This is a genomic window from Pseudomonas sp. AC247 (assembly GCF_979258015.1).
On sequence record NZ_OZ409829.1, the window covers coordinates 2,736,728 to 2,749,453 of the forward strand.

Genomic DNA, 12,726 nt, shown 5'->3' on the forward strand with positions numbered 1-12,726 from the left:
TTGGTTCTTTACATATACTCAAACATCACTTTTGCGCATAACTGCAAACGGGTATATTGCCCCGGCTCCGTTAGGGAGTGCGCGGCCGTGCGCGCAGAATTGCAGAGGCACAATTCGGACTCCAGCAAGCGAAAACGCAGCGTTTTCCGAGTGGCCCAAGCCTGAGAACAGGACTTATATGTACGTATATGACGAGTACGATCAGCGGATCATCGAGGACCGCGTCAAGCAGTTCCGTGATCAGACCCGACGCTATCTGGCAGGTGAGCTGAGCGAAGAAGAATTCCGCCCCCTGCGCCTGCAAAATGGCCTCTACATCCAGCGTTTTGCGCCGATGTTGCGTGTGGCGGTGCCTTACGGCCAACTGACTTCGCGTCAGATGCGCATGATGGCCAAGATTGCCCGCGACTACGACAAGGGCTACGCCCACATCAGTACGCGGCAGAACGTGCAGTTCAACTGGCCGGCGGTGGAAGACATCCCGGACATCCTCGCTGAACTGGCCACCGTGCAGATGCACGCGATCCAGACCAGCGGCAACTGCCTGCGCAACGTCACCACCGACCAGTTCGCCGGTGTCGCCGCCGACGAAGTGATCGACCCGCGCCCATGGTGCGAGATCGTCCGCCAGTGGACGACGTTCCACCCGGAATTCGCCTACCTGCCGCGCAAATTCAAAATCGCCGTCAACGGTTCGACCGCTGACCGCGCCGCCATCGAAGTCCACGACATTGGCCTTGAGCCGGTGCACAACGCCGCTGGCGAACTGGGCTTCCGTGTACTGGTCGGCGGTGGCCTCGGGCGTACGCCGGTAGTGGGTGCATTCATCAATGAATTCCTGCCGTGGCAGGATCTGTTGAGCTACCTCGACGCCATTTTGCGGGTGTACAACCGCTACGGCCGTCGCGACAACAAATACAAGGCGCGGATCAAGATCCTTGTCAAAGCGCTCACGCCTGAAGTGTTCGCACAGAAAGTCGATGCGGAAATGGAACACCTTCGCGGTGGCCAGACCACACTGACCGAAGCCGAACTGCAGCGTGTGGCCAAGCACTTCGTCGACCCGGACTACAAGGCGCTGGACAACCAGACCGCGCAACTGGCCGATCTCGACAAAGAGCATCCGGGTTTCGCCCGCTGGCGCACTCGCAATACCTTGGCGCACAAGAAGCCGGGTTATGTGGCTGTGACCCTGTCGCTGAAACCGACCGGCGTTGCCCCGGGCGACATCACCGACAAGCAGCTGGACGCCGTCGCCGATCTGGCCGACCGCTACAGCTTCGGTCAACTGCGCACCTCGCACGAACAGAACATCATTCTCGCCGACGTCGAGCAAAGCCAGTTGTTCACCCTGTGGGGCGAACTGCGTGAAGGCGGTTTCGCCACGCCGAACATCGGCCTGCTGACCGACATCATCTGCTGCCCTGGCGGTGATTTCTGCTCGCTGGCCAACGCCAAGTCGATCCCGATTGCCGAGTCGATCCAGCGTCGTTTCGACGACCTCGACTACCTGTTCGACATTGGTGAGCTGGACCTGAACATCTCCGGTTGCATGAACGCCTGTGGTCACCACCACGTCGGCCACATCGGCATTCTCGGGGTGGACAAGAAAGGCGAAGAGTTCTATCAGGTCTCCCTCGGCGGCAGCGCCAGCCGTGACGCAAGCCTGGGCAAGATCCTCGGCCCGTCCTTCGCTCAGGAAGTCATGCCTGACGTGATTTCGAAGCTGATCGACGTGTACGTTGAACAACGTACCGAAGACGAGCGCTTCATTGACACCTATCAGCGTATTGGCATCGACCTCTTCAAGGAACGCGTCTATGCAGCGAATCATTAAGAACAACGAGGTCGTCGACGAAACCTGGCACTTGCTGCCCAAGGATTTCAACATCGACGAGATCAGCAACTGCGACGATCTGATCGTGCCGTTGCAACTGTGGCGTGAACACAGCCGCATGCTCAAGGCTCGCGACGGTGGCCTGGGTGTCTGGCTGGACGCCGACGAAGAAGCTGAAGAAATCGGTGAAGACGTGGCTGAGTTCCAGGTGATTGCCCTGAACTTCCCCGCATTCACCGACGGCCGTAATTACTCCAACGCCCGTTTGCTGCGCGACCGTTATGGTTTCAAAGGCGAACTGCGGGCGATTGGCGACGTGCTGCGCGACCAGCTGTTCTATATGCACCGCTGCGGTTTCGACGCCTTTGCCGTGCGCCCTGATAAAGACCCGTACGAAGCCCTTGAAGGTCTCAAGGACTTCTCGGTGACTTACCAGGCTGCCACCGACGAGCCGCTGCCGCTGTTCCGTCGTCGCTAACCCGCGTTAGCCGCAACACCCGAATCTGAAACCGGAGCTGATCCGGTTTCAGATTTTTTTTGCGTTGAAAATTGACGCTGTTGCAGTCGCCGCCATTCGCGCAAAAGCACTTCGGGCGTCATTGCAGTAGGCGTATTCATGATCGCTCCCCTCCATCGAGCCTAGGTTTTTTCACCGGTGACTCAATGTAAGTGGCTATTGTTTCTTCAAGCCGAGTAAAACTGGCAAACGGATCCTGACCGTCCAGCGCTGGCCATTGCACATCCTGAAACAGGTACCGGCGCAGTGCGGGGGAAGCATCCATGGCCTCAAACATCCGCCAGACACGACTTTGCAACGGTACATAATCAACGATGTAATCCGCTGTACGGGTCAGCACTCCAAGTGTGCCAAAGAGTCGGTCTCCCCCCGGCATGACCGCTATCCGCTCCCAGCGTGCGCTGAACAGCTCCGCACGCTCAGCCGATAATCCAGCCGTCCAGGCCCCCGGAAGAAACACAGTGTGTGTCGGCATCCCCATCCACACATTGATGCCGCTTTGCTGACGATGCTCCACCACCCAGCGCAAACTGTCGGGATCACTCAGCGGATTGCCGGACAGCAGCACGTTCCCCTCTGCCACCGACTGTCGCCGCACGGCTTCGGGTATGCGGGTCAGTCGGTTATCGCGCAGATCCAGACGCCGTAGGTAGGGATAGTCAAAAATGCCGACAGGGCTCACGGTGAGGCCGGCGCCGCGCAGCTTGAGCTGGCGCAGTTCAGGCATACCCATCAGCAGTGGCGCAACGCCCAACGGGTTACTACTGAGGTCGATGATACGCAGTCGCTTCAACCCGGCGATTTTTCCGGCGGTTTCATCCGTTAAAACCAACCCGGTTGAACTCAGATCAAGCGTCTCCAATTGGCTCATCTGGCTGATGGCGGGGGGCAATTTGCCAACCTCCTGGGCCAGTTCATTGAAAAGACGTAAATCGACGCCCCTCATGCCCAACCAGCGCAGGTTCGGGAAGCATTCGAGAAAGCCATTGATGCTGCCGCGCTGGGTCACTTGAAAATCAGGCATCGATAGCGAAATGACGTCGCGAAACTTGACGTTGAGTTGCGGCAAGCTGTGCATGGGATCGAAATCCATGTCCAGGTGAAAACCGATAAACCGGCCATCCTCATACACTCGGCTCTCAGGCCCACTGCGTTTTTGCCAAATGGCAATCAACTCTTCGGCCAGCTCGTAACGAATTTCGCGCTCCCTGTCCATCCGGACTTCGAGGCGGGCATCGTTTTCTTCTTCGATTTCGACAGCACTCATGCCCCGTGCGAGGCCTTCGCTGTCCGGCAGTAATTCGACATCCATGTCATGGATGTCCGTGTGGATGTCTTCGATCCACTCGGTGATGTCGTTGCGCAACTGTGCCGTTTGCAGTCTTAGCCTATCCAGTTCAACCTGCGCCCCCGAGCCGAGCGCACGCAAAAAATCGTCGGCTTGAGCATCGGAAACAGCCGGGTAAATTTCTTTGACCTGGAGCCTCATCACCTGCCTGGAAAAGTCTGCGTCGTGGGCCGTAGCGGGAAAACCGCCGCCGCGTAACCCGGCGAAATGAAAGTGAGCCCCCGTATCCATCCGACGCAGTCCGAGCATCAGCTCGGGTTGTGTTAAAGCGTGCAATCGGATTTTCGCCCGAAGGTCAGCCAGTTCATGATCGAGGCGCAACCCCAGCGCCGAGCGCTGTTCAATTGTCAGAACATTGAGCAGGCGCTGCTCAAACGCCATCCCGGACGTTTTGGCCAGTTGCGTTTTAACGCCTGCGGAGGGTATGCCAATACTGTCGATCACCCTCGAACCTGCGCCGCCCTCAAGTACTTCGATTCGTGTTGATGACGACCAGCCGGGCAAACGCTCGAGGGTATGCAGAACCAGAACATCGCTGTCTGCACTAATCGACGACTTCAGATAGAGCCCTTCAAAGGCTCGACAGACCCGAAAGTGTTGTTCGTACTGTTGCGCCTTATCAGCCAACCGGCTGAAAACACGCTTGCTGTCGGCGAGGGTATGCGGCGCAGCGATGTCCACGCCTGAGCGGTCAAGCATTTGCTCCACCGCACTCGTGGGGAGTTGCGGATATTGCTGGCGAAACAGCCTGACCCAGGAATTATCAGATTGTTGCAGGGCTTCATGACGCTGATGGAAGGTTTCGGCTCGGGTGCGTTGCAGTTGTTGAGCCTGCGCCGAGTATTCAGGGAGCGCATCGATGGCCTCTTGCAGATCCTGATCAATGGCGAAACGGCTGATGGTGTCCTGCAAAATTGGCGTGAGCACTCGGCCGTCAGTCTGCATCAGGCGCAGAGCGTCATCGCTCACGCCACTGACATGGCGAATCTGCAGCAAGACATGATTGCTGAACCGCTCGATGCTTGGCCCGATACCCTGCATCAAGGCAATTTGCTCTTCGACCGACAGTGCTACGCCGGGCTCGGCCACCCCGGCAGAATGCTCCGTAGCCTGGCGCGCGGCAACTGACTCCTCTTGCAGGCTTTTTACGATGGCGGGTTCTGCGTGAGCGATCAATTGCCCTGCCAGCACCGGTAGCGCGTTCAATACACCGAACACGGTTCGAGTAATGCCCTGCGAACGTTCGGTTGTGTTTGTCGCGTTGACCGTCTCGGCGAGCCCGTATCCGGCATCAATCAGACCGGCCAATGCCAACAAGCCTTCGCCGCCGGGAATCAATAGCGCCAACGGCCCGTATCGGTTGAGCCACTGCACCAGCGGCTCGACCACTGCGTTCAATTGCTGACGATTGACCTCGGCGTCATCATGGATCGTGGCAATGCTGGCGAGCGCCGCTTGTTTCATCGCCCTCACCATCTGCGCAAATGGATCAGTGCCCTCAGCGACCTTGTCCAGATTGGCGTAGTCGGCCGGCTTCCAGTAACCATCGTTGTTAAAGAAACCGGCGGAGGGGGTCAGGTGATGTTGCCGCGGGTATATCGCCATGCCTTGCAGGGCCGTAAGCACACCGGCGTGCAGAACGCCGTCAACGCGATCATCCTCCATGAAGTGCGCGGCCAGGGCGCTGCTCATGTCGAAATTGCGCCCCACCTCGGTCAGCCAGTGGCGCATCGCTTGAACATCGGCGAACTCCTGAAAGGGCGACGAGTTGCCGGGGACATAGAGCAACCTTCGACCGTGGCCCTGTTGAGAGAAACACCAGATGTCGGTCGCGACATAACGATAGATGCGCAAGCGGCTGAACTGGATGTCCTTTGGCTCGATAAAGCGCCCTTGCAAATGCTCAAGGGTGAGTGATTCCCAGGATTGTTGCGGATCCAGCCCTGCTCCGCGCAATGCCAGTTTCAGCCCATCGTCAGACAGCGTTTGTTCTTGATGTTGCAGGTAAGCAGCCAAGACATAGGCGAACTTTACTGTGGTTTTCAGAGGAAAATCGTTGCCTGTCTCAATGTCGGCGTCGGCCGGCCAGGCCTGTTTGACGTAGGCGCTGTATTGATTTTTGAGTTCCAGTGTCCATACCCAGCGTTTGAAGGCGTGTGGCTGCAGTGCGAGTTGCGTTTGCGGTTCGTAACGCTGGGGAATGGTTTGTCGGTAGATGCCTTCATAGTCCGCATGCCCGCCCTCGGGAAACGCCGATTCATCGATGTCGGCGATATTGATACGCGGCCCCACTGGAGGCGGGGTGTACAGACCAAATACTGTTTCACCGAAACGCCCGGCGCCGACCGTCTGCTGATTGCTCATGGCCGCGTGAAGCAGACTTTCAGTCCTCTTGAGGCGTCCCTGATGAATCCCTTCAAGCGCGGGATAACCACGAAAATCGTATTGCAGATACGCCAGTTGCGACGTCATCGGCGCGATATCGGCACCCCAGCGGCTTTCAATCAGGTTGCTGGTGAACCGGGTGGCGCTGTGCGGCAACGCGGTTTCCAGTTCGAGGGCCCACTGCTGATGCCTGTTTCGGCGGGTTTCTGCGTTCTCCATCATTCTCTGCAATCCTTTGCATCGCTACAGGAGTCATTAACCTAGAGGATGCGCGGCGAGAAAAATGCAGGACGTTTCCGCGATGGGCGAGGAAAATTCGCTTAGTGGGGGGGGTTAAGATCAAAAGATCGCAGCCTTCGGCAGCTCCTACATGGGGATATCTGTAGGGGCTGGCGATCTTTTGATTTCGAGCGTTACCAGAAGCGTTGTTGGGTCAAGCGGCTCCACCAGGTCAACAGCACGCGATCCACCGAACCGCTGGCGGCCATGCCGATGCGCTCCTGCAGGCTTTTGCGCTCGGCGTAATGCAAGTGGTAAACCTCGGACTTCTTCGCGCGCTCCGCCAGGTACTCGTCACTGGTTTTCAGTTCGTCGACCAGTTGTTTATCGAGCGCTGCGACCCCGAGCCAGACTTCACCGGTGGCCACTTCGTCGATCGCCAGTTGCGGGCGATAGCGCGATACAAAGTTCTTGAACAGTTGATGGGTGATATCGAGGTCTTCCTGGAATTTCTCCCGGCCCTTTTCGGTGTTTTCGCCAAACACGGTCAGGGTGCGTTTGTATTCGCCGGCGGTCAGCACTTCGAAATCGATGTCGTGCTTTTTCAGCAGGCGGTTGACGTTGGGGAGCTGCGCGACCACGCCGATCGAGCCGAGAATCGCGAACGGGGCGCTGATGATCTTCTCACCGATGCACGCCATCATGTAGCCGCCGCTGGCCGCGACCTTGTCGATGCACACGGTCAATGGCACACCGGCTTCACGGATCCGCGCCAGTTGCGAGGACGCCAGGCCATAGCTGTGAACCATGCCGCCGCCGCTTTCCAGACGCAGGACAACTTCGTCTTTCGGCGTGGCGAGGGTCAGCAGTGCAGTGATTTCATGGCGCAGGCTTTCGGTGGCCGAGGCCTTGATGTCGCCGTCGAAATCCAGCACGAATACCCGCGCTTTGGCGTCAGGTTTGTTCTTCTGCTTCTTCTCGGTTTTTTCGGTCTTGGCCTGCCCCTTGCGCAAAGCCTTGAGCTGGTCTTTGTCGAGCAGGGTCTGCTCCAGACGCTCGCGCAGGCCTTTGTAAAAATCATTGAGCTTGCTGACCTGCAGCTGACCGGCCGATTTGCGCCGGCCCTTGCTGCGCAACGCGGCAAAACTGGCGAGCACCACCAGAATGGCGATCACCAGGGTCACGGTCTTTGCCAGGAAGCTGGCGTATTCAGTCAAAAACTCCACAGAGACTCCTTAAAACAATGCGCGGATGTGCAACACACGCGGGATGACGTCAGCATACCCATGCGCCGGCTCGTCGGCCAGCCGTGAAACCTCTGGCAACACGCCTGTAACGGGCATTTCAAACAAGCGTATGTTTTTTCATTGACAGCTACCCATCATCCTCATAACCTCGCCACAACCTTCAACGTACCGGGATGACGCGGACGTGGGCAGCATCTACTTGATTCGACATGGCCAGGCCTCTTTTGGTGCAGACGACTATGACGTCCTGTCGCCGACCGGTGTGCGCCAGGCAGAAATCCTCGGTCAGCACCTGGCTGAACTGGGGCTCAGCTTCGATCGCTGCATTGCCGGCGACTTGCGTCGTCAGCAGCACACAGCCACCAGCGCACTTGAGCAGTTCAGCGCCAAAGGCCTGAAAGTGCCGACGCTGGAGACTGATTCCGCATTCAATGAATTCGATGCCGACGCGGTGATCCGCGCCCTGCTCCCGGCGATGCTGGAAGACGAACCGGAAGCCCTCGACATCCTGCGCAACGCCGCACAGAACCGTGCCGAGTTCCAGCGTATTTTCGCCCTGATCATCGAGCGCTGGCTGGCCGGCACTTACGACACGCCAGGGCTGGAAAGCTGGCTGGGCTTCGTTGAACGGGTCCAGGCTGGATTGCATCGAATCCTTGAACAGGCTGAAAAAAACCAGAAGATCGCAGTCTTTACCTCCGGCGGCACCATCACCGCCCTGCTCCACCTCATTACGCAAATGCCGGCAAAACAGGCCTTTGAATTGAACTGGCAAATCGTCAACACCTCGCTCAACCAGCTGAAGTTCCGCGGTCGCGAGGTGGCTTTGGCCTCCTTTAACAGTCATGCACATCTGCAGCTGTTGAAGGCTCCGGAACTCATCACTTTCCGTTGAGTCCGGTTAGCTGTGAACCTTGCTGTAATCAACCAGCGCCTACTATCCAAGAAAGGATCGAACCATGACCTCCGTAGCCGATGCCGTAAAAGCAATGCAAGCCAAGTTCAACCCAGCCGCTGCTGCCGGTCTGGATCTGGTCTTCGGTTTCAACATCACCGACGAAGACAAGCAGTACTCGCTGATCGTCAAAGATGGCACCTGCGATATCCAGGAAGGTGAAAACCCGGACGCCAACTGCACACTGGTGCTGGACAGCGAAACCCTGAAAGGTATCGTCAGCGGCGAAACCGACGGCATGCAGGCTTTCATGGGCGGCAAGCTGCGCGTTGAAGGCGACATGATGCTGTCGATGAAACTGTCCGAGCTGTTCCCGTCGTAAGACTGCGGTCCGCTTGAAAAACAAATCCCGCCTTGATGGCGGGATTTGTCGTTTCTGGGTTAAGGGTTGCCGGCGGCGTCCAGCTCCTTGAAGATCTGAACATATTGCGCATCGGCTTCTTGATCCGCAGACACCCGCCTTGCACTGTTTTTGTCTATCAGTTCACCGGTCTGCGCGTCTCGACTGAAGGTGATGACAAACCGCTCCTGCCCCAAATTCAAGAACAGGTTATAGAGATCAACCGGCTTGTCCGGCTTGTCGAACTTGCTGGCCCAGTACTTGACGCGTCCTGTCAGAATCGGCGGATCATTGATCAGGGAGTCGGTATTGACCTCGGGAAAATCATACTCAAGCGCCACGCCAGCGATAGCGACCAGGTCATCATTCATGTTCGCGACAATGGGCAGAGGTTTACTGCGCAACATGGTTTCTGTACTGGCTTCGGCCGGAGTGCCCATCAGGCGCCTTTTGTACATTCCGCTGCTGAACCAGCGAGTGGCGTCGAAACGATTGTCGTCTGGACTCCAGATGCCGTAATACATCATTACTTTCGAGGACATGTCGTCTTCCTTGCCAACAAGATATAGACCCAGCAAAACCGCGATGGCCAATAGGCCAGCCGCACAAACTGTGGTTTTTTTAAGGGTTAGCGTCATTTGGCTGGCTTGTATTCGCACAATTTTTTCGGAACGCCGTCCGGCGTATTACCCGATCGCACACCATGGACAGCACCTTCAGCGTCCAGGGGATAACCCAGTGTATCGTTGTAGTGCTCTCTGCCTTGAGCCTGTTTCAATAGCGCGGCATCTTTCTCGCTCAACGTTTTGGTGGGCTGGACAGGTGGACTCTCATTCGGCAACTGAGCGTCAGGATTTTTGCTGGCGGCGCGATGGGCCGTCAGCCGACGCTGGTAATCACTGAGACTTTTGCGGTAAGCACGGCTCGCAGCCTTGTCGGCTTCCTGTTTGGCCGGCGCCTTATCCACCGCCGCGCGATCTTCATCGGTGCCATAGGTCTGATCGTACAAACTTCGCCGCGGAAACGCCCACACGGTTGCGCCCGTCGCGTCAGCCATGATTTGGGCAAGACTGAGTTCAAAGTGCGGGTCTTCATTTTCCGCCACTTTCAGGTTTGCGTTGATACCCAATCCGGTACGGCAGGCATACGAGTAAATCTTCGCGCCATAGGCGAACGCATCAGGAGTAAACATGCGAGCCTGGGCATCGCGCAGTCGGTAACTGTCGCGCTTATCCAGTTCGTATCCCAATTCGATGCTCCCCACCACACCATGAGAAAAGAAATCCATTTGCTTGATTTCTCGACCCCTGCGCTTTCGCGTGGCGACGAAATCAACCAACTGCGAAATGGAGTCGTACTCGCGATACTCGGCACCGTAACGCTCGGTCACGATTTTTTTGACCTCCGCCAACAGCTTCGGGTCGTACTCATCCTTGAAGATCAGAAATGCCCTTTGAATCGAGTAACTCGGCGTGGACGGCGGATAACTTCTGATCTGACGAATTCCCTGATTTATGAAGTTCATCATGTTGCCGCGCTGACCACGCATGTTGGCGATAAAGCCGAGGTAAGAGGCGCCCACGACTGTCACATAGTCCTGCGCCAGTGTGCCCTTCACCTGCGTCGTCGCGTGTTGATCGCTGGTCTCGCCCTGTTTCTTTTCCGGTGTCGCCACGTTGAACCTTCCTTAGTAAGCGATGCCCAGTGCATCCAGATGAGCGGCGGCTTCCTTGCCCCATTGCACGACAATGGAGGTGGGATCGGCGGTGAATACCCGCGCGGCGTTACCATGGTTGTCGGTATGGCCGACGAGGCGCTGGCCGTCACCGGTTTCGATGCAAAAGAGCATGTCGGGAATGGCTTCGCCGGTGGTTTCATCGACCAGTTGGAAACGTTCGCTGTGCTTGGGCACGGTGATGATCGGGGTAAATGGCGCAGAGCCGACGGCAGTGCCGACGAAGACGTCACCGGAGCCGGTGATGATCACACCGCCATGCGCGGTGGCGCTGCCAAGAAAGGCAATGGGTTTGCCATTGATCAGGATGTTGCCGATGCCTTCGGTGACCGAGTCGCCGCAAGCCGTGGTATCGCCAACACGCAGCACGGGCATGCCGTTGATGTTCACGTCGGGTGAACCGCTGTTGCTTGCATTGGTACCGTGACCGGTCACCGGGCAGGCATTGAGATCACTGAGTCGAGCGGCAGGTTTTGCCATCATCTACTTCCTTGTATTGGCCAGGACGCGGAATGTACCGGATCTACACGACGGATAAAAGTCTGTCGGTATGTGTCACAGGCAAAACCGCTGTGGCAAACGATGCCGCCAATAGCTCCTGCGTATAAGGATGCCGCGCCCCCGCAAACAGTTGATCCGTCTGACCATGCTCCACCACCTGGCCCTCCTTCATCACGATGAGGTCATGCGCCAGCGCTCGCACCACCGCCAGATCGTGGCTGATGAACAGGTAAGTCAGGCCATGTTCTTGCTGCAAACGCCGCAACAAAGCCACGATCTGCTTTTGCACCGTGCGATCCAGAGCCGACGTCGGTTCATCCAGCAGGATCAAGTCGGGCTTGAGCACCAGCGCCCGGGCAATGGCGATGCGTTGCCGCTGACCACCGGAGAACTCGTGGGGATAGCGATGGCGGGTGGCCGGATCGAGGCCGACTTCACGCAGCACATCGATCACCGCCCTCTCACGCTCGCCGGCGTTCAAATCGCTGTGCACCTGTAAACCTTCAGCGATGATCTGCTCCACGCACAGGCGCGGACTGAGGCTGCCGAACGGATCCTGAAACACCACTTGCAGGCGTTTGCGCAGCGGCCTGAGTTGCTTGCCGCTCAAGTGCTCCAGCGCCTCGCCCTGAAAGCGAATGCTGCCCTGGGCATCCAGCAAACGCAGAATGGCCTGGCCCAATGTCGACTTGCCTGAACCAGACTCGCCAACAATCCCCAGGGTTTTGCCGCGCTGAAGATTCAAATCAATGCCGTTGACCGCGTGCAACCAGGACTTCGCGCGCAACCAACCGCCGCCCAAACGAAAGCGCACATGGAGGTCACGCACCTCCAGCAAATTCTCAGCGGGCTCCCGGCACAACGCCTCACCACCGGGCTCGGCGTTGAGCAACTCAATGCTGTAAGGATGCTGCGGCGCGCTGAACAACTGGTCACAGGGCGCTTGCTCGACGATCAATCCGCCACGCATGACCGCCACCCGCTGAGCGATATTGCGCACCAGGTTCAGATCATGACTGATGATCAACAGCGCCATGCCCAGCCGCTCCTGCAGTTCTTTGAGCAGCAACAAAATCTTGCGTTGCACGGTCACGTCCAGCGCCGTGGTCGGCTCATCGGCGATCAGCAACTGCGGCTCGCAGGCGAGCGCCATGGCAATCATCACCCGTTGGCGCTGACCGCCCGAGAGTTGATGCGGATAGGCCTTGAGCCGTTCGCGCGGGCGTTGAATGCCCACCAGTTCGAGCAACTGCACAATGCGCTGACGCGCCGCCGCCCCGGCCAGCCCCTTGTGCAGCGCCAGGCTTTCGCCCAGTTGCCGCTCAATCGTGTGCAAAGGGTTCAGTGAACTCATCGGCTCCTGAAAAATCATCGCAATGCGGTTGCCACGCAATTGCCGCAAGTAGCGCTCATGCACGCCAAGCAACTCCTCGCCGGCATAGCGGATGCTGCCGTCAATCTGCGTGATGGCCGGGTCAAGCAATTGCAGAATGCTGTGGGCCGTCACCGATTTACCCGAGCCGGACTCACCAACCAGCGCCAGACATTCGCCGGGGCGGATATCGAGGTCGATGCCGTGCACCACTGGCTGGCCATTGAAAGCGACGCGCAGGTCGCGTATTTCGATCAGATGTTCAGGCAT

11 protein-coding genes are annotated in these 12,726 nt (G+C 57.8%); 4 read left to right on the forward strand and 7 right to left on the reverse strand.

What is annotated here, in order from left to right; all coding sequences use genetic code 11:
• Positions 1-178 precede the first annotated feature (178 nt).
• Together ACZZ0B_RS12510 and ACZZ0B_RS12515 are read left to right on the forward strand one after the other, a co-directional pair.
• Positions 179-1,837 (forward strand): nitrite/sulfite reductase, encoded by a 1,659-nt coding sequence (locus ACZZ0B_RS12510; RefSeq protein WP_158830036.1) that lies wholly within the window; start codon positions 179-181, stop codon positions 1,835-1,837.
• On the forward strand, positions 1,821-2,315 hold the full coding sequence (locus ACZZ0B_RS12515) for a DUF934 domain-containing protein (protein ID WP_008080464.1): 495 nt from the start codon (positions 1,821-1,823) through the stop codon (positions 2,313-2,315). The genes ACZZ0B_RS12510 and ACZZ0B_RS12515 overlap by 17 nt, the downstream gene beginning before the upstream one ends.
• Here ACZZ0B_RS12515 and ACZZ0B_RS12520 read toward each other — a convergent pair.
• The 3 genes from ACZZ0B_RS12520 to sohB form a co-directional block, all read right to left on the reverse strand.
• Entirely contained in the window at positions 2,312-2,455 is a 144-nt protein-coding gene (locus ACZZ0B_RS12520; RefSeq protein WP_440095247.1) for a hypothetical protein, read from the reverse strand. The two genes, ACZZ0B_RS12515 and ACZZ0B_RS12520, sit on opposite strands and share 4 nt — an antisense overlap.
• Positions 2,452-6,309 carry a leucine-rich repeat domain-containing protein gene (locus tag ACZZ0B_RS12525; protein ID WP_463545345.1) on the reverse strand — a complete coding sequence of 1,286 codons (3,858 nt, stop codon included), beginning with the start codon at positions 6,307-6,309 and terminating at the stop codon, positions 2,452-2,454. Before ACZZ0B_RS12525 ends, ACZZ0B_RS12520 begins: the two co-directional genes overlap by 4 nt.
• Positions 6,310-6,500: 191 nt before the next feature.
• Positions 6,501-7,532: a protease SohB gene (sohB, locus tag ACZZ0B_RS12530; RefSeq protein WP_008080462.1), complete on the reverse strand. Its 1,032-nt coding sequence runs from the start codon at positions 7,530-7,532 to the stop codon at positions 6,501-6,503.
• Between the two features lie 205 nt (positions 7,533-7,737).
• On the opposite strand from sohB, the gene ACZZ0B_RS12535 reads away from it, so the two are divergent.
• Together ACZZ0B_RS12535 and ACZZ0B_RS12540 are read left to right on the forward strand one after the other, a co-directional pair.
• On the forward strand, positions 7,738-8,448 hold the full coding sequence (locus tag ACZZ0B_RS12535) for a histidine phosphatase family protein (protein ID WP_463545346.1): 711 nt from the start codon (positions 7,738-7,740) through the stop codon (positions 8,446-8,448).
• A gap of 64 nt (positions 8,449-8,512) precedes the next feature.
• Positions 8,513-8,830: an SCP2 sterol-binding domain-containing protein gene (locus ACZZ0B_RS12540; RefSeq protein ID WP_007912567.1), complete on the forward strand. Its 318-nt coding sequence runs from the start codon at positions 8,513-8,515 to the stop codon at positions 8,828-8,830.
• 59 nt (positions 8,831-8,889) lie between these two features.
• Here the strand turns inward: ACZZ0B_RS12540 and ACZZ0B_RS12545 are convergent, their stop codons facing one another.
• The 4 genes from ACZZ0B_RS12545 to ACZZ0B_RS12560 all read right to left on the reverse strand — a co-directional run bounded on the left by ACZZ0B_RS12545 (position 8,890) and on the right by ACZZ0B_RS12560 (position 12,726).
• A complete protein-coding gene (locus ACZZ0B_RS12545) occupies positions 8,890-9,390 on the reverse strand; it encodes a hypothetical protein (protein WP_008080460.1) in 501 nt (166 codons plus the stop codon).
• A 92-nt stretch (positions 9,391-9,482) separates the two neighbouring features.
• Positions 9,483-10,523, reverse strand: coding sequence for a hypothetical protein (locus tag ACZZ0B_RS12550; RefSeq protein ID WP_008080459.1), 1,041 nt, complete (start codon positions 10,521-10,523; stop codon positions 9,483-9,485).
• A 12-nt stretch (positions 10,524-10,535) separates the two neighbouring features.
• Entirely contained in the window at positions 10,536-11,063 is a 528-nt protein-coding gene (locus ACZZ0B_RS12555; RefSeq protein ID WP_158830043.1) for a PAAR domain-containing protein, read from the reverse strand.
• 43 nt (positions 11,064-11,106) lie between these two features.
• Complete coding sequence (locus ACZZ0B_RS12560; RefSeq protein WP_463545347.1) at positions 11,107-12,726, reverse strand: ABC transporter ATP-binding protein; 1,620 nt, start codon at positions 12,724-12,726, stop codon at positions 11,107-11,109.

Excerpts from the sequence above, each read along its gene's own strand:
- ACZZ0B_RS12540 (WP_007912567.1), top strand. The coding sequence starts at position 8,513 with ATGACCTCCGTAGCCGATGCCGTAAAAGCAATGCAAGCCAAGTTCAAC.
- ACZZ0B_RS12555 (WP_158830043.1), bottom strand. The coding sequence starts at position 11,063 with ATGGCAAAACCTGCCGCTCGACTCAGTGATCTCAATGCCTGCCCGGTG.
- ACZZ0B_RS12510 (WP_158830036.1), top strand. The coding sequence starts at position 179 with ATGTACGTATATGACGAGTACGATCAGCGGATCATCGAGGACCGCGTC.
- ACZZ0B_RS12545 (WP_008080460.1), bottom strand. The coding sequence starts at position 9,390 with ATGTCCTCGAAAGTAATGATGTATTACGGCATCTGGAGTCCAGACGAC.
- ACZZ0B_RS12560 (WP_463545347.1), bottom strand. The coding sequence starts at position 12,726 with ATGCCTGAACATCTGATCGAAATACGCGACCTGCGCGTCGCTTTCAAT.
- ACZZ0B_RS12520 (WP_440095247.1), bottom strand. The coding sequence starts at position 2,455 with ATGAATACGCCTACTGCAATGACGCCCGAAGTGCTTTTGCGCGAATGG.
- ACZZ0B_RS12525 (WP_463545345.1), bottom strand. The coding sequence starts at position 6,309 with ATGATGGAGAACGCAGAAACCCGCCGAAACAGGCATCAGCAGTGGGCC.
- ACZZ0B_RS12515 (WP_008080464.1), top strand. The coding sequence starts at position 1,821 with ATGCAGCGAATCATTAAGAACAACGAGGTCGTCGACGAAACCTGGCAC.